20 protein-coding genes are annotated in these 22,263 nt (G+C 42.1%); 5 read left to right on the top strand and 15 right to left on the bottom strand.

Going from position 1 to position 22,263, the window contains the following annotated elements; genetic code table 11:
- Nucleotides 1-7 precede the first annotated feature (7 nt).
- The 5 genes from argC to EDD59_RS14795 form a co-directional block, all read right to left on the bottom strand.
- Complete coding sequence (gene argC, locus EDD59_RS14775; protein ID WP_132383247.1) at nucleotides 8-1,048, bottom strand: N-acetyl-gamma-glutamyl-phosphate reductase; 1,041 nt, start codon at nucleotides 1,046-1,048, stop codon at nucleotides 8-10.
- A 177-nt stretch (nucleotides 1,049-1,225) separates the two neighbouring features.
- Complete coding sequence (locus EDD59_RS14780) at nucleotides 1,226-2,476, bottom strand: glutamate-5-semialdehyde dehydrogenase (RefSeq protein WP_132383249.1); 1,251 nt, start codon at nucleotides 2,474-2,476, stop codon at nucleotides 1,226-1,228.
- Nucleotides 2,448-3,326, bottom strand: a complete 879-nt coding sequence (gene proB, locus EDD59_RS14785) for a glutamate 5-kinase (RefSeq protein ID WP_132383251.1) — start codon at nucleotides 3,324-3,326, stop codon at nucleotides 2,448-2,450. Before proB ends, EDD59_RS14780 begins: the two co-directional genes overlap by 29 nt.
- A 474-nt stretch (nucleotides 3,327-3,800) precedes the next feature.
- Nucleotides 3,801-4,982 (bottom strand): iron-containing alcohol dehydrogenase, encoded by a 1,182-nt coding sequence (locus EDD59_RS14790; RefSeq protein ID WP_132383253.1) that lies wholly within the window; start codon nucleotides 4,980-4,982, stop codon nucleotides 3,801-3,803.
- A gap of 17 nt (nucleotides 4,983-4,999) precedes the next feature.
- The gene (locus EDD59_RS14795) at nucleotides 5,000-6,034 is read right to left on the bottom strand and encodes a threonine aldolase family protein (RefSeq protein ID WP_132383255.1); all 1,035 of its coding nucleotides are present in this window, start codon (nucleotides 6,032-6,034) and stop codon (nucleotides 5,000-5,002) included.
- 298 nt (nucleotides 6,035-6,332) lie between these two features.
- On the opposite strand from EDD59_RS14795, the gene EDD59_RS14800 reads away from it, so the two are divergent.
- Both EDD59_RS14800 and EDD59_RS14805 read left to right on the top strand, forming a co-directional pair.
- On the top strand, nucleotides 6,333-7,547 hold the full coding sequence (locus tag EDD59_RS14800) for an argininosuccinate synthase (RefSeq protein WP_132383257.1): 1,215 nt from the start codon (nucleotides 6,333-6,335) through the stop codon (nucleotides 7,545-7,547).
- Between the two features lie 318 nt (nucleotides 7,548-7,865).
- Nucleotides 7,866-8,405 carry a prolyl-tRNA synthetase associated domain-containing protein gene (locus EDD59_RS14805; protein WP_132383259.1) on the top strand — a complete coding sequence of 180 codons (540 nt, stop codon included), beginning with the start codon at nucleotides 7,866-7,868 and terminating at the stop codon, nucleotides 8,403-8,405.
- A gap of 97 nt (nucleotides 8,406-8,502) precedes the next feature.
- Here the strand turns inward: EDD59_RS14805 and uraA are convergent, their stop codons facing one another.
- The 7 genes from uraA to EDD59_RS14840 all read right to left on the bottom strand — a co-directional run bounded on the left by uraA (nucleotide 8,503) and on the right by EDD59_RS14840 (nucleotide 17,288).
- Entirely contained in the window at nucleotides 8,503-9,765 is a 1,263-nt protein-coding gene (uraA, locus tag EDD59_RS14810) for a uracil permease (RefSeq protein WP_132383261.1), read from the bottom strand.
- Between the two features lie 197 nt (nucleotides 9,766-9,962).
- Entirely contained in the window at nucleotides 9,963-10,886 is a 924-nt protein-coding gene (locus EDD59_RS14815) for a class I SAM-dependent methyltransferase (protein ID WP_132383263.1), read from the bottom strand.
- Nucleotides 10,887-12,035: a glycosyltransferase family 4 protein gene (locus EDD59_RS14820; RefSeq protein WP_132383265.1), complete on the bottom strand. Its 1,149-nt coding sequence runs from the start codon at nucleotides 12,033-12,035 to the stop codon at nucleotides 10,887-10,889.
- Entirely contained in the window at nucleotides 12,013-12,471 is a 459-nt protein-coding gene (gene tagD / locus EDD59_RS14825) for a glycerol-3-phosphate cytidylyltransferase (RefSeq protein WP_132383267.1), read from the bottom strand. Before tagD ends, EDD59_RS14820 begins: the two co-directional genes overlap by 23 nt.
- Nucleotides 12,472-12,487: 16 nt before the next feature.
- Nucleotides 12,488-15,010 carry a hypothetical protein gene (locus EDD59_RS17975; protein ID WP_207670416.1) on the bottom strand — a complete coding sequence of 841 codons (2,523 nt, stop codon included), beginning with the start codon at nucleotides 15,008-15,010 and terminating at the stop codon, nucleotides 12,488-12,490.
- Nucleotides 15,011-15,027: 17 nt separating this feature from the next.
- Entirely contained in the window at nucleotides 15,028-16,356 is a 1,329-nt protein-coding gene (locus EDD59_RS14835) for a tetratricopeptide repeat-containing glycosyltransferase family 2 protein (protein WP_132383269.1), read from the bottom strand.
- 104 nt (nucleotides 16,357-16,460) lie between these two features.
- Nucleotides 16,461-17,288 (bottom strand): flagellin N-terminal helical domain-containing protein, encoded by an 828-nt coding sequence (locus EDD59_RS14840; protein ID WP_132383271.1) that lies wholly within the window; start codon nucleotides 17,286-17,288, stop codon nucleotides 16,461-16,463.
- 421 nt (nucleotides 17,289-17,709) lie between these two features.
- On the opposite strand from EDD59_RS14840, the gene EDD59_RS14845 reads away from it, so the two are divergent.
- From EDD59_RS14845 to EDD59_RS14855, 3 genes are all read left to right on the top strand, one after another.
- Nucleotides 17,710-18,420, top strand: a complete 711-nt coding sequence (locus EDD59_RS14845; protein WP_132383273.1) for a gamma-glutamyl-gamma-aminobutyrate hydrolase family protein — start codon at nucleotides 17,710-17,712, stop codon at nucleotides 18,418-18,420.
- A 69-nt stretch (nucleotides 18,421-18,489) separates the two neighbouring features.
- Nucleotides 18,490-18,672, top strand: a complete 183-nt coding sequence (locus EDD59_RS14850; RefSeq protein ID WP_089984974.1) for a hypothetical protein — start codon at nucleotides 18,490-18,492, stop codon at nucleotides 18,670-18,672.
- A 12-nt stretch (nucleotides 18,673-18,684) separates the two neighbouring features.
- Nucleotides 18,685-18,942, top strand: coding sequence for a spore coat protein (locus tag EDD59_RS14855; protein WP_132383275.1), 258 nt, complete (start codon nucleotides 18,685-18,687; stop codon nucleotides 18,940-18,942).
- Between the two features lie 37 nt (nucleotides 18,943-18,979).
- On the opposite strand, the gene EDD59_RS14860 is transcribed toward EDD59_RS14855, so the two are convergent.
- Genes EDD59_RS14860 through EDD59_RS14870 form a run of 3 tightly spaced genes read right to left on the bottom strand, consistent with a single transcriptional unit; the run spans nucleotide 18,980 to nucleotide 21,941 of the window.
- Nucleotides 18,980-19,966, bottom strand: a complete 987-nt coding sequence (locus EDD59_RS14860; protein ID WP_132383277.1) for a lysylphosphatidylglycerol synthase transmembrane domain-containing protein — start codon at nucleotides 19,964-19,966, stop codon at nucleotides 18,980-18,982.
- A gap of 11 nt (nucleotides 19,967-19,977) precedes the next feature.
- A complete protein-coding gene (locus tag EDD59_RS14865) occupies nucleotides 19,978-21,333 on the bottom strand; it encodes a radical SAM/SPASM domain-containing protein (RefSeq protein ID WP_132383281.1) in 1,356 nt (451 codons plus the stop codon).
- A 32-nt stretch (nucleotides 21,334-21,365) separates the two neighbouring features.
- Nucleotides 21,366-21,941, bottom strand: a complete 576-nt coding sequence (locus tag EDD59_RS14870; protein WP_132383284.1) for a manganese efflux pump MntP — start codon at nucleotides 21,939-21,941, stop codon at nucleotides 21,366-21,368.
- Nucleotides 21,942-22,263: the final 322 nt, after the last annotated feature.

Raw genomic sequence — 22,263 nt, forward strand, 5'->3', positions numbered from 1 at the left:
GATATCCTTATGGGAACATCGGTACGAGTTCAAGGCCTTCCGATTCTTTAAGCCCAAACATCAGGTTCATATTTTGTACTGCCTGCCCCGCCGCGCCTTTTACAAGATTATCTATGGCCCCCATCATAATAATACGCCCGGTTCTCTCATCAATCTTAAAATTAATGTCTGCAAAATTGCTGCCCTCTACCCATTTTGTCTCAGGGCACACATCCTTTTCCAGTACGCGGACAAATTTCTCATCTGTATAGTATTTATCGTAAACTGCTTTTACTTCCTCATAGGTGACCTCTTTTTTTAGTTTTGCATATTCTGTTGCAAGTATGCCTCTGTTCATGGGAATCAGGTGCGGTGTGAAGTTCAGTAAAACCTTCTCCCCTGCTGCCAGGCCCAGCTGCTCTTCTATCTCTGGTGTATGCCTGTGGGTAGTCACTCCGTATGCCTTAATATTTTCATTCACTTCGCAGTAAAGGTTCGGGAGCTTTGCTCCTCTTCCGGCACCTGAGGTCCCTGATTTGGCATCAATAATCAGTGTACTCATATCTATCATGCCTTCCTTTGCCAGAGGATATGCCGTCAAAATAGAGCAGGTAGTGTAACATCCCGGGTTTGCAACCAACCTTGCTCTTTTTACATCTGCTCTGTTGATTTCGCATAAGCCGTAGACCGCTTCTTCTATAAATTGAGGGCTTTTATGTTCCAGTCCATACCACTTCTCGTATGTAGCCACATCCTTTATACGAAAATCTGCACTCAAATCTATAATCTTTACCTTTGACAAAATTCCTTCATTAACCAAAGAAGCACACAATCCCTGGGGAGTTGCTGTAAATATCACATCGACCTGGTCCGCGAGCTCATCCATGTTATCATCCATACAGACTGCATCCACAATTTGAAACATGTTCTGATATACGTCTGCATATTTCTTATCTATATAACTCCTTGATCCATACCATACAACTTCTACATCCTTATGTACTGTTAAAATCCGTACAAGCTCCCCTCCTGCATACCCAGTTGATCCGATTATTCCTGCTCTGATCATTTATAAAACTTCCTTTCTCACTGTAAACCTACTGCGCATATTATAAATGGCGCTTGCATAATTATACATCTATTTTGTATATTATGCAAGCGCCATTTTTAATTTTTTGTAACTGTTCAAAACCAGGCAGATATATTTAAAAATAACCCGTGAAAGCTTGCTTTCTATGGACTATTTTTATTCTCTTATCTGTCCATTTCCAAAAATAATATATTTATATGTTGTCAGAGCCTCCAGCCCCATTGGTCCTCTGGCATGAAGCTTCTGGGTGCTGATCCCGATTTCTGCCCCAAATCCAAATTCAAATCCATCCGTAAACCGCGTTGAGGCATTTACATAAACTGCCGCGGCATCAATCTCATCCTGAAAGCGAAGTGCATTTTTATAATTCTCTGTGATGATTGCTTCGGAATGTCCTGTGTTATACGTATTGATATGCTCCACCGCCGCCTCAAAAGAATCCACAACCCTTATGGAAATGACAGCGTCCAGATACTCCGTCCCCCAATCCTCTTCCTCTGCTGCTGTAATATCTTCACTGAATGTACAGGCCTTTTCGTCTCCTCGTATTTCTACCTGGTGGAGCTTTAAACGATTGACAATCATAGGAATCACCTGACGGGCCACACTCTCATGTATGACAAGAGATTCGCATGCATTACACACACCCATTCTCTGACTCTTGGCATTTTCAATGATATCCACTGCCATATTCAGGTCCGCCCATTCATCCACATATATATGACAATTTCCAGTTCCGGTTTCAATTACCGGCACAGTACTATTCTCAACTACACTGGAAATCAGCCCGGCACCGCCTCTTGGTATCAGTACATCAATATAATTATGCAGCTTCATCATTTCATACACTGTCCCCCTGTCCGTATCCTCTACAAGAAGAATCAGGTCCTGGGACAGCTTTTCCTTGCGCAGACCTTCTTTCACAGCATGTACAATTGCTTTATTGGAATTGATTGCATCACTCCCGCCCCGGAGTATCACCGCATTTCCTGTTTTAAAGCACAGCCCAAATGCATCCGCTGTTACATTCGGTCTTGACTCATATATGACCCCCACTACGCCTATAGGTACTCTTCGTTTTCCTATTCTCAGCCCGTTTGGTCTGTTCTTCATAGAAAGAACTTCTCCCACCGGGTCATCCAAAACAGCTATCTCCTTAAGTCCCTTTGCCATATCCTGAATTCTCTGTTTGGTCAACCGCAAGCGGTCCAGCAGAGCGCTCTTCATCCCGTTTTCTTCTGCAGCCTGTATATCCTTCTCATTTTCCAGTAAAATAGTGTTCGTGTTCTGACACAGTTCTTCTGCGACAGATAACAGCCCCCTGTTTTTTTCCTCTGTCGTAAAAGTCACCGCTTCTCTTGATGCCGCCTTTGCCCGGCTACCTAACGTTTCCATATAACTGACCATGACATCCTCCTATCGTTTGAATTGATGTTTTCATTGTTTCCTGGCCTGCGGATAAAAATAAGGTTCCTATCTTCTTGCCTGCCATTATATCATTAATAGAATAAATGTTTTTTCCATTGGCAATCACCATATCTACGCCTGAAGCGATGGCAATCTTTGCCGCTGCTATTTTCGTTGTCATGCCCCCGGTTCCCATGTCACCGAAGGCTCCTTTTGCCATCTTTTCCAGTTGTCCATCAATACCGGCGACTGTGTGAATAAATCTTGCATTCGGATTCTGCCTTGGGTCATCAGTGTAAAGGCCCTCAATATCAGACATCAGAATCAGCAGGTCTGCATTTACCAGTTCTGCCACATAAGCCGCCAGCGTATCATTATCTCCAAAGTTTCCATATAGCATTTCATCTGCAGATATGGCATCATTTTCGTTCACAATGGGAATCACTTTCATACGGATTAGCTCATCAAAGGTCTGCCTAGCCTTTTTCCTGCACTCGTCGTTTGTAACAGATTCCCTGGTAAGAAGCACCTGTGCAGTCAGCTGTCCGTATTCGTTAAATAATTTTTCATAGGTCATCATAAGCCTTCCCTGACCAACTGCCGCACATGCCTGCTTTGCGGCTATAGTTCCAGGCTTTTGTTCCAGTCCAAGTACATTCCGGCCAATTCCCACTGCTCCGGATGAAACAACAATGACCTCTCTGCCTTTATTCTGAAGATTAGTCAGTATCCTGACAAATTTCTCTAGCTTCTCTAAATTAATATTTCCTGTTTCTTCATGCGTAATCGTAGTTGTCCCTACTTTTATAACAATCCTCTTCTTATTTTCCAGAATCCCTTTTCTTTCCATAGTATGCAGCCTTCTTTCAATTTAATCTCTCTCATCTGCCAAATCGTTCTGTGGGAGGTCTGCACACCCGCGTAAAAAAAGGATAGAAGTATATTGCCATACTTCCACCCTTTGAAACCTATCCTTATCAAACGTTTGGCACAACGATATCCTCTTTACTGTCAATATTAATTTTTGTACTATGCGCATACCCCAAAGGGACTCGGGACGCACGGCACAAAAATAACACTGTCAGCAAGTGGCAGAGTATGATTAAAATGATTCATGATTTCGAGACTGTTATACTGTGCTCTCATTACTACAACTCCAATCATTCATGTGTGTCTTATAGTTTCTTCCATTTCATTTCATTTTACACATATTTTATAGTTTGTCAAGAAATTTTCGTAACTATTTAGGAGGGCAGAAATGTTCACGAACGGCCCTGTGCAATCGAACTTGCCCTCCTGAACTATTACAATCCGCTCCTGCTTTCTATAAAGCTGCTTTCCGGTATATCTGATAAACATCTTCCTGAGCCAAAGTTTTCACGCATCCAATTGTTCTTTGACCCCAGAAAGTGCACTTTTCTGCCATTTCCCTCATCTGTTCCTCTGTCGGTTTTATCCCCAGCTGCCCCAGGGATATAGGCATATTTACGGAGCGGAAAAATTCTTCCATGGCTTCAATTCCTTTTAAAGCTTTTTCCATATCACTGCCTGTCTCCGACACCCCCAACACTCTCACTGCCAATCTGGCAAAACGCTCTGTTCCTTCAGAAACTACATATCTCGCCCAACTCCCCCACACAGCTGCCAAGCCTGCGCCGTGGGCCACATCAAACATACCGCCAAGTTCATGCTCTATCTGGTGGGTAGCCCAGTCTCCCCCGTCTGTGCCGCATCCGGTCAGGCCGTTATGGGAAAGGCTTCCTGCCCACATTACCTCTGCCCTCGCATTATAGTTCTCAGGGTGATGCAAAAGGATCTTCGCATTTTTCATTACGGTGCAAAGCAGGTGTTCACTTATTCCATCTGTCAGCTCCATATTATCCGCACGGTTTAAGTACCGCTCTATTGTATGCATCATGATATCCACACAGCCGCTCATAGTCTGATATTCCGGCAATGTCATAGTTAATTCCGGATTCATGACGGCAAATCTGGGGCGGGCAAGATCACTGTTGCACCCTCTTTTTATTCCGCCTTCTTCTTTCGTAATAACAGAAGAATTACTCATCTCAGAGCCGGCTGCAGCAATGGTCAGAACTACCCCTATGGGCAGGCACGCCTTTGGGCTCCCTTTTTTCTCATAGAAATCCCACACGTCTCCGGGATTTGTCACCCCATATCCTATTGCTTTTGCAGAGTCAATCACACTTCCGCCGCCGACAGCCAGAATAAAATCGACACCTTCTTTTTTACACAATTCTATCCCCTTGTAGACAAGGGATAGGTGAGGGTTTGGCACAACACCGCCCAATGTAATATATGCAATTCCTGCTTCCTCCAAAGACTTGCATATTCTTTCAAGAAGCCCTGATTTCTTAACACTTCCGCTTCCGTAATGAACCATAACCTTTTTACAGCCATATTCCTGAATTAATGTCCCCGTCTGTAATTCTGTCTTCTTTCCAAAGACCACTTTTGTTGGTGTAAAATACTGAAAATTTTCCATATCATATTCTTCCTTTCTCAATCATTTGAAATGTCTTCTGCAAGTTTCTGTGCATTTACTTCCTCTGTAGCCCAGCTGGTGCAAAAACGCACGGCACTGTGAGATTCGTCTATCCTTTTTTCATAAGAAAATGTATACTTTTCCCGAAGACTGTCCAGCTTATCATCAGGCATGATTGTGAAAATCTGGTTCGTCGTATTTTCAATCAGGAAAGGATATCCGCTCTCCCTGCATGCTTTGCGGATTATATCTGCCATCACATTTGCCCGCTTCCCAAGCTCAAAATAGAGCTCATTCTCCAGCAGTGCAAGAAATTGTATGCCGAGCAGTCTTCCCTTCGCCAGCATCCCGCCTTTCTGCTTTATAATATAGCGAAAATCTTCCTGGAGCGCCGGATTCGAAATCACCACAGCTTCACCGAATAAGGCTCCGGCTTTTGTACCGCCAATGTAAAACACATCACACAATTCGGCTATTATCTTCAAATCCAAATCATTTTCCTTAGCAGCCAGTCCATATCCAAGCCGCGCCCCATCCATAAACAAATACAAACCATTCTTTTTGCAGACTGCAGACAATTCTTCCAGTTCAGCCTTGCTGTAAATTGTCCCCAGCTCTGTGGGATTGGATATGTACACCATCTTAGGCTGTACAGTGTGCTCCATGCTTTCATCCTCCACATGAATGCGATAAACTTCCTCCACCTGCCGGGCCGAAATTTTCCCATTCTCCGAAGGAACTGTCAGCACCTTGTGCCCACAGGCCTCAATGGCACCTGTTTCATGCACATTAATATGTCCCGATTCAGCCGCCAGCACCCCCTGATGGGGCCGCAGCGCAGCGGCAATCACCGTCAGATTAACCTGTGTCCCGCCAACCAGAAAGTGCACTCCCAGCCTGTCATTTCCGCATAGTCCCCGGATAACCCCACGTGCCCGTTCACAATAAATATCTGCTCCATAACCGGACGTCTGCTCCATATTCGTCTCACAGAGCCTGCCCAGCACCTCGGGATGAGCCCCCTCATTATAGTCACAATTAAAATAAATCATAGCCAAACTCCTTATCTCTTAATAATAAAGTTATTATACTACGGATGTAGAAAAAGAAAAAGGGGACTGTCCCTTTTGCGCACCGTTTTCAGAATATTCTGTACTCTTTTTCACATCAATTTTGCATATTAGGTGTGGTTATATGCATTCATCCTTAGTTTTTATGTATAAATCCATATTTTTATCTTTTATTATTGCATATTTATAAATTATGGTGTATAGTATGTGGTAGCTTATATAGCTCCATGTAAGGTGAAACGTAACAACATAGAATGAATATATTTAGGAGGCAAATGAAATGGGTAAAGAAAAAGTAGTATTGGCATATTCCGGAGGACTTGACACTACCGCAATCATCCCGTGGTTAAAGGAGAACTTTGACTATGAAGTTATCTGCTGCTGTATCGACTGCGGGCAGGGAGAAGAACTTGACGGACTGGAAGAAAGAGCAAAATTATCAGGTGCTTCTAAATTATACATAGAAAACATCATTGATGAATTCTGCGATGAATATATTGTGCCATGTGTGAAAGCAGGGGCTGTCTATGAAAACAAATACTTACTCGGTACTTCTATGGCACGTCCCGTGATTGCTAAAAAGCTGGTTGAGATTGCACGTAAAGAAGGGGCTGCTGCTATCTGCCATGGTGCAACAGGAAAAGGAAACGACCAGATACGTTTCGAGCTTGGAATCAAAGCGCTGGCACCGGATATCAAAATCATTGCTCCCTGGAGAATGACAGATGTATGGACTATGCAGTCCCGTGAAGATGAAATCGAATACTGCCGCCAGCATGGAATTGACCTTCCTTTTGATGCGAAACACAGCTACAGCCGTGACCGTAACTTATGGCACATCAGCCACGAGGGCCTGGAACTGGAAGACCCGGAAAATGAGCCAAACTATGATGATTTGTTAGTACTGGGCGTTTCTCCCGAAAAAGCACCGGATGAAGGAGAATATGTCACCATGACATTTGAAGCCGGAGTTCCAAAGAGCCTAAATGGAAAAGAAATGAAAGTTTCAGAAATTATCACAGAGCTGAATGCTCTTGGCGGAAAACATGGCATCGGTATTATAGATATTGTAGAAAACCGCGTTGTCGGCATGAAGTCCCGGGGCGTATATGAAACACCGGGCGGAACCATTCTAATGGAAGCTCATGATCAGCTGGAAGAACTGGTTCTGGACCGTGCCACTTATGATGTAAAAAAAGATATGGGCAACAAGTTTGCTCAGATTGTCTACGAAGGAAAATGGTTTACACCACTGCGTGAAGCAATCCAGGCCTTTGTGGACGTTACACAACAATATGTGACCGGTGAAGTAAAATTCAAGCTATATAAAGGAAATATTATTAAAGCAGGAACAACTTCTCCATACTCTTTATACAGCGAATCACTGGCAAGCTTCACCACAGGTGAATTGTATGACCATCATGATGCAGAAGGATTCATTAATCTGTTCGGACTGCCGCTTAAAGTACGTGCTATGAAAATGCAGGAGCTATAAAATTATAATATATTGATACCAGGGTCAAAAGGTCATGCGTTTCATACTTGCATGAAAAAGCATGACTTTGGGACCCGCACATCATATATCTATTTTCATCAATTTTTTTAAGGAGGAGTCTGAGATGTCTAATTATCGTATATTTGCCGGTTTTACATCAGGCGTTAACCCGCCCCCGTATGCTGAGTGTTAAGTACATTCTGGTGTATTGTACGCTTAGTAATATATAAAAGGTAATACATTTTACTTGTACTTAACATTCAAACTTCGATAACTACTGCTAAATTAAACAATACTGAAAAAGAACAGGAGATTGATATGTTTTATATAAGTAATATTTTTAGTACGCCTCCGGCGCAATTTATAACTGACTTGCAAAAAGAAGTATACAAGGTGTTAGGTCAGCTTAAAATACCTTTTGAAAGAGTGGAAACGGACGAAGCAATTTCAATGGAGGACTGTATTCTGATTAATGAAAAGCTGAATATGGAAATGGTGAAAACTTTATTTCTGTGCAATAAAAAGAAGACCTTGTTTTATCTTTTTATTACAACAGGGGAAAAAGCTTTCAATACAAAAAAGTTCTGTGAGGCTTTGGATATTTCCCGGGTATCATTTGCTCCGCAGGAGCTGTTTGAAGAAATCCTGGGAACAAAAATCGGAGCTGCGACTGTCTTTTCCACACTCACTGACTGGGAGAAAACAATACAGGTGATTTTCGACCGAGATGTTGTGGCGAATAAATATTACGGATGCAGTGACGGAACAACAACCGGATACATGAAGGTAAAAACAGATGATATACTCAATGTTTTATTGCCGCACTCAAAGCACACCTATAAAATCATCAATTTATAAAGTACTCCGTAATCAGGAGCTTTAATGTAAAGAAATGCCGCCAAGCATCTGCAGTTCAGTTGCTTGGCGGCATTTTTATTTACGCGGGCCTCGCCAGCTATCCTTCCTCCCGGTCATTTGTCAATTTCAGCTTGTCCAATGTAAAGAACATGAGTCCCATCAGCATTCCCACTACACAGGCGAGAACCATGCCTGAAAGCTGGATACTTCCAAATTTCACAGCAGCCCCGGAAAGCCCGGTGACAAAAATGACCGATGTCATCGCCATATTCCTGGATTTTCCATAATCCACCTGTGCATCCACCAGAATACGGATGCCGGAGGTCCCGATCATTCCGTATAGGAGGAACGAAATTCCGCCGATTACCGGTCCGGGAATGGTATTAATCAATGTGGTCATCTTCCCGATAAAGGAACAGATGACAGAAAGCACAGCCGCCCCTCCGATAACATAGACACTGTACACCTTGGTCATTGCCATAACACCTATATTCTCACCATATGTTGTTGTTGGGACAGAACCTACAAGACCAGAAAGAATGGTTGATATGTAATCTCCCAACAAAGACCTGTGAAGTCCCGGATCCTTAATTAAGTCTCTTCCTACAATTTTACTTGTCACAATCTGATGACCAATGTGTTCTGATGTGACAACCAAAATAACCGGGAGAATAATAACGATTGCCTCCCATTTAAACTTTGGTGCCGTAAAATTAGGCAAGGAAAACCATGCTGCGTTGCTGACCTCGCTAAAATCTACTATACCGCAGATGAGTGATGCCACATATCCTGCAATAATTGCAATCAAAATTGGGATAACCGATAAAAACTTGCGGAACAAAACAGATCCAAGCACTGCAGTCAACAGTGTTACCAAAAAGACAATGACATTTTTCAAATCTATCACTTCATCCTTCAAGCCTGCATTGGACGCTGCCGTCCCTGCAAGCTCAAGTCCAATCAGTGCGACAACCGGCCCCATAGCGGCCGGCGGAAGTACAATATCAATCCATTCTGAGCCGAATTTATAAATAATCAGTGCCAGAATACACCCGGCGATTCCAACCGCGATAAATCCTCCCAGGGCATAATTATAGCCCCATTTGCTGATAACAATTCCTGCCGGTGCCAGGAATGCAAAACTGGAGCCAAGGTATGCCGGTGCTTTTCCCTTTGTTATGAAAATAAATATTAAAGTTCCGATTCCATTCATAAGCAATACAATTGCCGGATTAATTCCAAATACAAAAGGAACCAGAACCGATGCTCCGAACATTGCGAACATATGCTGGATACTCAAAGGCACCAGCAGCTTAAATGGTACTTTCTCTTCCACCTGTATGATTTTCTTACTCTCCATATAACCCTCCGTCTCTCTTGTTTCTTAAAATTTTTTATCTTGCCTATTATAGCACCAACCCTACCCCGGCGCAATAACTTAAAAATCAAAGATAACAAAGAACGACCGTCACCTTTTATTTATCTCACCCTGAACTCTTTTCAGATTAATGTGATTATACAATTTCTCTTTTTCCAACACAATGAAAACCCTTAAAATTAGAACAATGCATACTCAATCAGGGATTCTCTCAGTTCAATCAACCGGATTTTTGCCGTTGTATCCTGCTCTTTTGCCGCAGTTTCAAGATGCTCCTGAATTTTGTTTAAAGAAAAATTTATATTGATCTCCGCATTTTTGTAAATAGTCTGTTCTGTCTCTTTTATATAGCGGTATATCTCTTCCATAGGCTTATACAGGGCTTCTGTCTTCCTTGTTTTATCAACTTGTACAGTTATAATATTCGCAGAGCCTGTAAGAGGATATTCGGTCACCTTAGGAAATACCTTCTTAAAACTTTGCTCTAAAGTAGGGTTCTCAACAGAATAACATAGAATAAGCCCGCCGTTTTTAACGAGTCTTTTTGCCTCGGACACAATCTCATAAGGGTTTTCATAGCTTACGATTCCGTTGATTACAATAATATCAAAGCTGCTTTCCTGTAAATTTGTATCGTGATAATCCGCAGCCAGAAAGGAAAGTCTCGGCGGCTCTTCCACAAGGACGATGCGGTTAAGCCACTGGTTTCCGCTTTCATTTCCAATGGAATCACTGACGCAGCACAACAAAGAATCTGGATGGAATTTTCCTAAAAGTGAAGCCAGATGATAGGTGGTCACTCCTGTAACTGTTCCAATTTCCAAAGCTTTCACAGGAAGTGGAGTTTTTACCAGATGAGAGGATACCAGAACATCCAACAAAAGATTCGATAAAGCAAACGCTTCTTCACCCGTACCAGCGCTGAGAGGTTTATTTACTTCCACCAGCTTTGAAATTAGCAAAGGCACATTCAAACCATTTCCCAGACTGTGCAAAGGAATCCGGCTTTTATTAGACAAAAAATCTGAACAGTTTAAAAGGCTTGTACTTTTAACTCCGTCGGTGTAGATAAAAGTATTATTTTCAAATTTGACTGTTCCCATTTATTCTCTCCCTCCAAAAAGCATATAATTAAGTTTAGTTGTTATTTTTTCCATATCCAGACACTTTTTAGCATATTGATAAGCGTGTTCGGAAAGATAGGGAAGATTTTTGTCTTTGCATAATGAAAGCAAGACGTTAGCAAATCCCCTGATATCATCTATTTCTGAAAATGTTCCGCACTTTCCCCCATCAATGGCCTGCTCATAGGCATCAAACTTTGTTACTGCAGTAGCACAGCCAGCAATTAAAGCTTCTGCGATTACATTGGGTGTCCCTCCCTCTAACCTGGAGGGCAGAGCAAAAATTTTGGCCTTCCTGTATTGTTCCGCCAGCTTGTCCCGTTCTACAATTGGCCCGGTGAACAAAACTCTTTTTTTTAATTTAGGAAAGGTTTTGAAATACCTTTCAATGAAGCTTCTGAACTTTTCATCTACATTTCCCACCAGCTTTAAATTCCAGCTTGGTATTTCCCCTGCTATGATAGCAAAAGCCCGCATCAATATCTCTGTAGCTTTTTGAGTTGTGCCCAGCCGGGATACCGTCAAAATGACATTTTCCTTTTCTTCAAATTCGGGCACAGAGAAGTCAGGGCCGAAGTTATAATAACCATTGGGAATATGTTCAATGATCCATGGCCATTTTTCATTCAAATGCCGCTGCATAGCCCGGCAGGAGGTAGCAATGACGTCACAGTCATCCATAAATTGTGTGAAATTCGGATTGTTCCATATGATCCGGTCCATCCAGTGGCTGTTTGCGTCCAGTCCGACATAGATTCTTCCTTTTGGATTTGTCTGCTTATATAAACGGGCAGGAACAAAATTGGAAGTATAGCATCCTCTAAGGATTAGACAGTCGATTTGATTTGCATTTTCAAGTATGTAGTTTGCACGCGCTTCTTCGCTTTCATCAGGTAGAAATTCCATTTTCAGCCCTTTGACATATTTTCGCAGGTAAGGATAATCATCCTCACGCTTATATCCGACCATGCTGACATCGTGGCCGTGATTTTTATGCAGAAGCCATGGAATCAAACCACAGTCCTTAATTAGCTCTACATTACTCCAACCAGGGTTGGAACCAGGCAGTGTCACAATGCGTTTTGGCATGATTGAAATACAATTTTCATCCTTCTGAACCTGTTTCATAATATTCGTCCCCTTTCCAGCTCTCGCTTCCTGCTGCTCTTAGTGTTTGATTTAAATCTTGTTTTATCTGTGTAGTGCTCACCTCTGGTGTCCTGGGAAAATAAACGACTTCAACACCTTCGTCTTGCAAAAAGTCAAATTTTTCTTTCCAGTCATCTCCCATAACAAATGTATCTACATGATATTCATGCAGATCCGTTCTTTTCTGCTCCCAACAGGTTTCCGGTATAACAAGATCTACATAGCGTATAGCTTCAAGTAAACGCTTTCTCTGCCCATAATTGAAATAACATTTTTTATGCTTTTCTTTCCAATTAAATTCGTCAGTGGATAAGGCGACGATAAGATAGTCTCCCAGCTCCTTTGCACGACGCAAAATATTTATATGCCCATAATGCAGTAAATCAAAAGTGCCGTATGTTATAACTCGTTTCATATCCATATTCCTCTTTTCAGGCATTAACAATACTATCCCATATCTGTTTTCCTATTAATCCAGCTTTTTCCCTATGCCCGTCTATACTGCTGCGTTTTACAGCGTCCAGGAAAAAGCTCAATGAGTTGCTATCAGCCTCTATATATTGATTCTTTGACTTATCCCAACAATTCTTCCAATAAAAATCTTTCCTGGAAATGGGATCATCCTGATCCTCATAAATAGTATAGCTATTAGACGGCTTTCCCTGCAGCAAATCTATTTCCAGCAATCTCCGCTGTTCAGAATAATACAGATATAGCTTATTTTCCGTAATCCTGCTAAAAGAACACCAACAGGATTCCATCGTATCATTCGTATGCAAAATCCGGGCTTGCAGAGTTTCTTGATTTATCACAACTGCGTCTTTTGCAGAATATGGCACTGCATAGATTCGTTTATCAAAATACAGCAGGCCCGAGAAAGATAAATAACCACTTGAACCAATATCTTGAGGCAGATCTATTATTTCACATTTCTGGCTGACAGGATCCCATCTCATAACAGTTCCATCCGAAGTAGCCAGCCAACAATTTTTTTCATCTGAGCAGATTGCACTATAAGAGGTATCACTGCTCCCGACTGTTATCAAGGTTTCCGCTTGAGTAAGCAGGTTGAATTTTACTAATTGGTTTGCTGTTTTGCTTGCAAGAAATAAATTCTCTCCTATTAAACCGCAGCCATGTCCAAAAAGCTCCTCTCCTTTTTTCACATGGTTTTTCAGCTTATTCAGCCAATTGCCGTAATAGTCAACCGTGTTATCCTCACAGTCAAACCGTACAATCGCCGGATATGTACCTGGGAGCAGATAAACATATTTTCCATTTTGTAATGTTGTACCAAACAGTTTTGAACTTTCACCCTTTACATTCTCAATATCTATATATGAAAATTCATTTTTTTCTGAATGATACAGCAAAATTTTTGAACCTGATGACGGAGCAAATAAATACTCATGGGGGCCATATTTACAAACAGCTCCATATTGGTGTTGTTTAAAAATGTCCTCTGACGCATATCCTTTAAATTTCTTAGTAATTCCATTTTTAAAATCATACAAACAGATCATGTCGCAGTCACCTGTGGGGAATATCAGCTTTTCCTTTTCAATCACAGCATCCTCAAAAGAGAGCTTAAAGCTTTTGTCTTTCATATTTACATTGGGGTCTTGTATGAGCGCAGGCTTTCTTGTGATACCGTAGAGCGGAACTGCTGAAGCATTTGTGTCTCCATAATATCCATCGCTCAACAAAACTGCTCTGTTCATATCCGCTGTATCATCATAAATTCCCCAATCACTTCTCCGATAATCATCCACTAATTCCTGATACCTTTTTAGCAGCTCAGGATGCATGGATTCAACGGTTGCTTCCAAGAGAGGGTGGGGACGCCACAGTAATACCACATCATCCCTGTTTTCTTCAAATATTTCCAGGACATCCCTTATCTTATCCAACATCTTATCTCTATAGTATAAAAACGGACCAATACTGATATTATAAAAGATAATCTTCTTCCAACTTCCATCCGGTTTTCGAATCTTCTTCATCCACCCGTCCGGAACTATCAGATCTTCTTTTTTGGAATTCAACACTTTGTCTGCCTTGGGTGAGCCAAGACCGGATATCTTTTTTGTCCAATATCCCCTGGTGTCTGCTCCTGCCGCTTTAGTCACAACATCAATATAAATCTGACGTAAATCCTCTGACTGTACAACTACCTTATCTGCATTTATCACACCCGGCGCTGTACAGAAGTGTTTCATTTTTTCGATTTCCTGCCGATCATCCGGTGAAATTTCATCTAAAATAAAATATGGAATGTAAACAAGATTATCCGTAAATCTTTTTAAATTTTTTGAGTAGAAAAAAGGGTGAACACTAGTAACATAATTAAAATTATCATAAGGATTATGAATAAATATGACGTCCGGTCTGCGTTCAGCAAAATCATAGTCCTCATGCCGGGTAACAGGCACATAATCAGGAAATAGATTTCCTTCCCAATGTTCCTTATTCAAACTCCCGTCTTTATTTCTATCGTAATAAGGAATGGGGATTACGTAGACATTACAGCAGGGATCTTCATCTGCCGCCTTCCATACACTCTCCAGAGAATCCCACATAGAGGCATTATATGGGAGAAACACAATCTCCAGCTCTTGCAGAATATCATTTTTGACACTGTTTTCAACCTGTATCAGCTGTCTGCGGAATAATTTATGTGTCTGCTTATTATTTACAGGTTCATTTTCCCTTAATTTTACATACAGCTGGTACGTTTCTTCACAATATTGTTCTATATATCCAATTGTAGGGCATGCTTCACCTTCAGTCTTCTCCAGCAATTCTCCAAAGCTGATTGCCTCCTGCTGACACTGTCCCAAAAGTTCCATCGCCTGGACAGTGTCCTTTTGATCAAGCAGCTCTTTGATATGTTCATTCGCCTGATACAGTGTCTGAACAAAACTTAGTGCTGTTTCCTTCTGTGCTTTTCTCATTAGATGTTCATTCCTCCTTACGCACCTTGAGTTTCTCCCTGCATCTCTTCCAGTACTTTCCAGTCCTCTTCTGTCATAATACAGGACAATTCCTTCTCTAATCCTGGGTAAGATGCTTTCTTTGCCACCTCCAACACAAAAACTCGGTCCAACACATCCGAAAAGTCATAAATCTTTGACAAAAATTCAAGTGCCGCCGCGGCGGTTGTCCCCTGATCCTCTGCAAAAAGCTGAAGAAGCAGCGCAAGAGGCATTGCCTTCTTCTTATCTGCACGAAGCGCTATCGTACAGTAACGGACGGACTGTGACAAAGCTCCCAGCTCCTTGTTTGCATATGCAAGGACTCTATATGTCTCGCTCTGGTTAGCCATAATAAATAAACTTTCATCACCCTGATATTGTTCCAGCTTTTTTAAGGCCGTTTCCAGCCAATATATACCATCCTTAAGCTTCCTCTTCTGCATCATACCAAGCCCCATCCAATATTCCATATCCGGGCAGTTTTCCCCGGTTTCTGCAAACTGATCATAAATCATGCGCATTTCTTTTTCTGCATCCGATTCATTCTTCTGGTATATAATCCTCATCAGACTACTGAAAGACGTATTGTTACGGGCAGCCGAAGGAACTTGACTGTGATGAGCCACAGCCTCTCTAAACGTCTCCTCGGCCTTTTCCACATTTCCCTCGGCAAAATAGGAATCCCCCAGATATCCTAAATTTATATAATCCTCCGGATTTTCCTTCAGAATACTAATCAGAATTTCCTTATTCCTTGTTGTCTTCCTTGTCTCCTCATAGGCTTCCTTTGTATATCCGGTATGATAAATGGGAAATTTATCTTCCGTACGGATCTGGGTCATGTGTCTCTTATCCGTCCTGGATAAGGCCTCATGAATTCTATTCTCATACCGAATCTGCGGAATGTTGCGGAAAATCCTCTGCTGAACCGAGACTGCAAATATCTGTCCCTCATCATTTAACTGCATCCAGGGACAGGTCACCATGTCCGGAACAGGAAACGATGCAGAAATATCCCTAAGAAAAATCTTCAGCTGTTTTGCGTCCTTCTGAGTAAAATATTCATCCGCATCCAAAAATGCAATCCAGTTTCCTGCCGCCTGCTCTATTGCATAATTTTTCGCTGCAGCAAAGTCATTATGCCATTTATAGTGGAAAACCTTTGCCCCCATCTGCTCCGCTATTTCTACGGTCCTGTCCGTAGAACCGGTGTCCACTACAATCTGTTCGCACACAACTTCCTTACCCCAGGATAATGCCTTTTCAATATTTTTTTCTTCATTTTTCACAATCATACACTGTGAAAGACGCACTCTTTTTCCCATTTCTCTGTTCCTTCCCTCTAAGAATAAAAGGCCGCACACAGCAGCTTTTATCAGCTAATGTGGCAGCCCTCATATTCATTGTTTTTAATCGGTTCTAAGTATAATTACTGTAATAATTGAAGAACACCCTGTGGAATCTGATTAGCCTGTGCAAGCATAGCCTGAGAAGCCTGTACCAGAATATTATTCTTCGTGTAAGCCATCATTTCCTTTGCCATGTCAACATCACGGATACGGCTTTCTGCAGCAGTCATATTCTCTGAAGTTACGCTCAGGTTGTTGATTGTATGCTCCAGACGGTTCTGTGTAGCGCCAAGATTACCACGAGTAGTTGATACTAGGTTTATCGCATCCTTAATATGGCTAATCGCACTTGCTGCATTAGTCTGAGTACCAATGTTAATGCCGGCGATTCCAAGAGAAGCAGCAGACATATTTCCAATTGTGACCGTCAGCTTATTAAATGGATCTGCAGTATCACCAATCTGAAGAGTAAGACCTGATGTTGCAAGTGAACCATTCAGCAGATTAATTCCATTGAAGTTTGTTCCATCAGAAATTCTGTTGATTTCCGCTGTCAGAGATGTAACTTCTTTCTGAAGATTTGCACGGTCTGTTGGATCGTCATATGTTCCGTTAGCAGACTGGTCAGCCAACTCTACCATACGGTTCAGCATGGAGTGTACTTCTGTCAGTGCACCTTCTGCTGTCTGTACTAAAGAGATGCCGTCATTGGCATTCTTCTGTGCTGTCTCAAGACCTGTGATCTGAGCGCGCATTTTTTCGGAAATAGCAAGTCCGGCTGCATCATCACCTGCACGGTTGATTCTGTAACCTGAGGACAGTTTCTCCAGATTCTTAGACACTGCACTGTTATTGTTTGTTAAGTTGCGGTATGAATTTAAAGCCGCAATATTATGTTGGATTCTCATAATAAAATACCTCCTTGAATTGTGTCGGGGAATTCCCTTTCCCCCTGGTTTCTTTTTTATCTATGCAAACCTTTCACCCGGGCCCTGGATGAAGGCTGATAGTTATGTAAAGAATATAACAGATACCCTGAAATGAGTTCATTTACATTCTAATTCTAATATCGTCATGAAAAAATTTTAGATAAGGTATTTTTATATTTTTATTTATTTTCTTCATCCCGCACTATTTATGCAAAATCAGTAACTGTTCTGAACCCAGCTCGAAAATCTACGGTTTCCTCGCTGCTTGGCTCTGAGCAGTTACCAAAGCCAATATGTCTGTGCATAGGTATATTTTACCACATTTTTACATACGCTATAACCACCATAACCGGCAGGGTTCTCCTCTGCCGAACTATCCTATGCCAGAAAAGGAGTGCTTATGCGACCAAAAATCGGAGTTGTTGTCTGTGGTTTTACGGATGACAGGCAATTTGTAACCAACACTTATATCCAGTCCGTCAGGTATTCAGGCGGACTCCCTTTTATCCTTCCTGTAATACGCTCAGACAATGCAATTCAAGAATATATTTCTTTCTGCGATGGTTTCTTGTTCTGCGGGGGAGACGATATCACTCCTCTGCTGTTTGGGGAAGAGCCCAAAAGTGGTATTGGAAAAACCGATGTCACCCTTGATTTGTTTCAGCTTCGTCTGATGAGAGCTGTTTTGAGCACAAAAAAACCCGTCTTCTCCATCTGCCGCGGTATGCAGGTGTTTAATGTAGCCTGCGGAGGCACTATTTATCAAGATATCTCCCTGCAGCCCGGACATCCGCTGAACCACATGCAGCAATCCTATTCCCGGGCGGAGGTCAGCCACAAAATTTGTGTTGAAAAAAATTCGCAGCTTTGTAAATACATCGGCTCTCATCTGAAAGTAAACAGCTTTCACCACCAGACCGTGGGCATGCTGGGAAAAAATCTGACTGCCTGCGCCCATGCGACAGATAAAACAATTGAAGCGGTAGAAATGTCATCCCATCCTTTTGCCATAGGAGTTCAGTGGCATCCGGAATGCATGTACCGCTCGTCACCTGAAATGCGGGAATTGTTTTCAGAATTTGTTCTCCATACTCGATTACGGCCTAAATAGTACGTATATTATTTGTTTTAAAGGACATAATAAACCTCGAAAATATTATTTCTCAAAGGAGGTCAAATTATGTCCGATATTTCAATGCTTGATCTGCAAAACTTACGTCATCTGATTGGGGGGTATGACACAACACACTGCAAGATGACTGATTATGCATCACAGACTCAGGACCCTGAAGTGAAAAAACTTTTCCAGGATGCCGCTGATTCTGCAATGAAAAACAAACAGGAACTGATGAAATTTTTATAAGAGGTGACGTATATGAATGAAAAAACTATGGTATCCGATGCCTTAGTCGGAGTAAACGGAGAACTGAAAATGTTCGGCGACATGATTGCACAGACGGAAAACAAAGAGCTGAAACAATGCCTGAAGCAAATCCGCAATGAATGCGAAATGTCCCAGGAAAAGCTTTATCAAATAGCAAGAGAAAAAAGCTATTATGTTCCTGCAGAAAAAGCAAATCAGCAGGAAGTAGACCATGTGAAATCAATCCTGACACAGCCTAAAACTTTTTAAGTGAAACAAAAATGAAAAATCTGAATCATCAGATTTTTCATTTTTTACGTCTGGAGTTCTTTAATACCAATGGTATCCCCAAAACAAAGGGAAGTATATAGGTCGAAAATCTGTACAGCAGCATTCCAGAAACCGCATCCACACTTCCGACGAGCGTAGTAAACAGTGAGGCGAACACGAACTCCACAGCCCCCACACCGCCCGGTGCCGGAATGACACCGGAAAGGGCCTGCACCATAGAGGTTGTTGCCATCAGAAGGGGCAGCCTCAGGGATTCCATCTTACCGAAAACAACAGCCGGTATCAGATACCATGCACTCAATTTCAAAAAATTCAGCAGCAACACTTCTAAAAGCAGCTTCTTATCTTTCAAAAGCCCTTGTGCCTCAGTGCGCAGCGTACCTGCTCTTTCTTTCCACTCTGCTATCTTTCCCCTATTTTTTTCTTTCCTGACCACTTTTTCTAATAGCCCAAACGCCCATGTATGCAGTGGTTCACAAATACAAAATATAATCAGGGCTGCCACAACCAGAACCGCCAGTGCCACACCATAGAGCATATATCTCCCGTAGCCTCCAAAATACCGGTGCATCGTTTGATAGTTTCCAAGAAAGCTGAATATGAAATACAGACATACTGCAATCCGCTGCACTATATAATTTAAAGTAAATATCCCCAGACTCCTGACAGCAGGGATTCCTCTTTTGCTTACGTAATACATTCCGGCTGCAGCTGTTCCGCTTCCAAAGGTAACTACACGGAAAAAGCTGTAATAAAAGGAACACTTAATTCCTTCATTCCATGGAAATTTATCATCACAGCTGCGCAGGAGTTTTGTCACTGCAACACCGTCAAAACAGTTATACAGCACACTGCAGATGACTACTCCTGCCAGTACTTTCCATGATGTGTTTTTAAGCGCACCCCATATATCTCCCCAGGAATCCTTGAAGACCATGTAGATTATGAGGATCACCAAGACAAAAAATGCCGGTCTCCAGATTTTTGATAGCCCTTTTTTCAACTATATTCACCTTACTTGGCCCAAAGCTCATCCGCTTTCTCTTTCCATTCCTGTGCATACATATCACATTTTGCACAAAGATGCTCCACTGATTCCGGCGACTGTAAATCTGTAGATTGTGCCCCGGTTTTTTTCACCATTTCTCTTAATAATTCTGGATTTTCCAGCATCGGGCAAGGACGCAGATGGTTGTTATTAAATGGCTGCCCGTCCCTGTATGCCTTGAACAGTGGCTGCTGCAGTGCTTCCAAAAGGCTTACATCTCTGATATTTGCACTGGAATAATGTATAAATACGCACGGCTCCACATCTCCGTTTGCATTGATATGACAGTAATTCCTTCCTCCGGCAATACATCCGCCCACATACTCGCCGTCATTTTGGAAATCAAAAGCAAATATTGGTTTGCCGCCTTCCACAGCACGTATTTCGCGGATCCGGTGATACATATACTCTCTTTGCTCTTTCGTTGGCAAAAGTTCTGTCGCAGCGTCATTCCCAACTGGCATATAATGGAAATACCAGGCGAAACGGCATCCCTTTTCAATAATCATATCCAGAAATTCATCAGAAGTTACCGTGTCAATATTAGCCCTTGTATAGCAGATAGATGTACCGAATATCTGCCCGTGCGCTTTTAATGTGTCCATAGCCTTCATTACTTTGTCAAACACCCCGGCACCCCGGCGGCCATCATTTACTTCCTCATACCCTTCCAGGCTGATAGAAAGGGAAAGATTTCCCACGCGGTCCATTTCCTCGCAGAATGCATCGTCAACAAGGGTTCCGTTGGTAAATGCATGAAAAGCACAGTCATTGTGTTTTTCGCACAATTTAATAATATCTGCCTTTCTTACAAGCGGCTCGCCACCTGTGTACATGTAAAAAAATATTCCCAGCTCCTTCCCTTGTGTAATAATGCTGTCCATTTCATCATAGGACAATGCAAGCGTATGCCCATATTCAGCAGCCCAGCAGCCGGTACATTTCAAATTGCATGCGCTGGTCGGATCCATCAAAATCAACCAGGGTATGTTGCAGTCATACTTCTCACGGTTCTCGTGCATAATTTTCGTACCGCTCAACATAGCTTCAAAACCCAAATCCATAACTGTAGTGCGGATAACATTGGGGCTGACTTCATCAAGCAGACGATTAACATAAGTCATCCACTTCCCGTCCTGATCCCGTATCATCCTCCTGGCAGCCTCATAGCTCTCCGGCTTGAATCTGTCCTTCGCAAAGCTTTCCGTCAAATCCACTGCTTTCAGAAGATTCTTTTCTCTGTCCTTGTTAATGTACTTTAATACAGAATCTATCACCTTTCCAAATGCAGCCCGTTCTGCCTGATGCCTTATTTTACCCATAGCTCATTTCCTCCTTTTTCTTCCAATCCTCTTTAGTTTATTCCCCGAATTAGTAGTTCAATGCCTCCAAGCAGCAAGATACAGCCTCCGAGGGTTACAACTTTTTTCTTGGACTGACACCCCAGCCAATATCCTGAATAGATGCCTGCAATGACACTGAGTGCTGTAATAATGCCGATGATCAGAATTGTAACCAAAAAATTTGTCCGAAAAAATCCAAATCCAATTCCTGCGAGAAATGTATCTATACTTGTAATACATGCCCATATAACAATCTGGCGCAGCTTTAGCTTATCTTCCTTCCGTTCAATGATTACCTTTTGCTGTCCTCCCTTCAGTATCATATACAGGCCCAGGCCGCAAAAGATAAACACCGATATGTAGCGCCAGTGAACAGCAGCCTGCTGTGCTGATTCCTTTACCATTGGGATATTGGTAACCATATGTCCGAGCAGGAGACTTGTCATTTGCCACAGTACAAATATACTGCCAATTTTTATTAAAGAAGATTTGCTGATTTCCGGCATCATAGCTCCTTTATATAATGCATATGCAAACACGTCTAAAGACAGCCCAACCGAAAACATAAGAATTTCATATATTACCAATTTCCTCCCTTCCTTCCTGTATGCTTTAGTTATATTATATCACTTTGGAGCCCTTCCTATAAGCTTCAAACCCCTCTTCCTGTATCTAAATCAGTACAATATCAAAGAATCGTTCTCTTTCGGCTACAAACCGCATAATTTGTATACTCTGTTCTTATTTTATGATACCAGGGTCAAAAGGCCATGCGTTTCATGCTTGCATGGAAAAGTATGGCCTTGGGACCCATAAAACATGAGAAAGTAGCCCGAATAGGGCGAATTTCGAATGTTTTTAGGATTGCGAGAGCGCAAAGTGCGGAGCAATCCGTAGGTATCAGGGGGC

This window comes from Muricomes intestini, assembly GCF_004346165.1.
Taxonomy (GTDB): Bacteria; Bacillota; Clostridia; order Lachnospirales; family Lachnospiraceae; genus Muricomes; species Muricomes intestini.

Coding starts and splice junctions, on each gene's coding strand:
- EDD59_RS14835 (WP_132383269.1), bottom strand. CDS start 16,356: ATGGGAAAAAGAGTGCGTCTTTCACAGTGTATGATTGTGAAAAATGAA.
- EDD59_RS14845 (WP_132383273.1), top strand. CDS start 17,710: ATGCGACCAAAAATCGGAGTTGTTGTCTGTGGTTTTACGGATGACAGG.
- uraA (WP_132383261.1), bottom strand. CDS start 9,765: ATGGAGAGTAAGAAAATCATACAGGTGGAAGAGAAAGTACCATTTAAG.
- EDD59_RS14865 (WP_132383281.1), bottom strand. CDS start 21,333: ATGGGTAAAATAAGGCATCAGGCAGAACGGGCTGCATTTGGAAAGGTG.
- EDD59_RS14795 (WP_132383255.1), bottom strand. CDS start 6,034: ATGATTTATTTTAATTGTGACTATAATGAGGGGGCTCATCCCGAGGTG.
- EDD59_RS14815 (WP_132383263.1), bottom strand. CDS start 10,886: ATGGGAACAGTCAAATTTGAAAATAATACTTTTATCTACACCGACGGA.
- proB (WP_132383251.1), bottom strand. CDS start 3,326: ATGGAAAGAAAAGGGATTCTGGAAAATAAGAAGAGGATTGTTATAAAA.
- EDD59_RS14805 (WP_132383259.1), top strand. CDS start 7,866: ATGTTTTATATAAGTAATATTTTTAGTACGCCTCCGGCGCAATTTATA.
- EDD59_RS14840 (WP_132383271.1), bottom strand. CDS start 17,288: ATGAGAATCCAACATAATATTGCGGCTTTAAATTCATACCGCAACTTA.
- EDD59_RS14780 (WP_132383249.1), bottom strand. CDS start 2,476: ATGGTCAGTTATATGGAAACGTTAGGTAGCCGGGCAAAGGCGGCATCA.
- EDD59_RS14855 (WP_132383275.1), top strand. CDS start 18,685: ATGAATGAAAAAACTATGGTATCCGATGCCTTAGTCGGAGTAAACGGA.
- tagD (WP_132383267.1), bottom strand. CDS start 12,471: ATGAAACGAGTTATAACATACGGCACTTTTGATTTACTGCATTATGGG.
- EDD59_RS14820 (WP_132383265.1), bottom strand. CDS start 12,035: ATGAAACAGGTTCAGAAGGATGAAAATTGTATTTCAATCATGCCAAAA.
- EDD59_RS17975 (WP_207670416.1), bottom strand. CDS start 15,010: ATGAGAAAAGCACAGAAGGAAACAGCACTAAGTTTTGTTCAGACACTG.
- argC (WP_132383247.1), bottom strand. CDS start 1,048: ATGATCAGAGCAGGAATAATCGGATCAACTGGGTATGCAGGAGGGGAG.
- EDD59_RS14850 (WP_089984974.1), top strand. CDS start 18,490: ATGTCCGATATTTCAATGCTTGATCTGCAAAACTTACGTCATCTGATT.
- EDD59_RS14790 (WP_132383253.1), bottom strand. CDS start 4,982: ATGGAAAATTTTCAGTATTTTACACCAACAAAAGTGGTCTTTGGAAAG.
- EDD59_RS14800 (WP_132383257.1), top strand. CDS start 6,333: ATGGGTAAAGAAAAAGTAGTATTGGCATATTCCGGAGGACTTGACACT.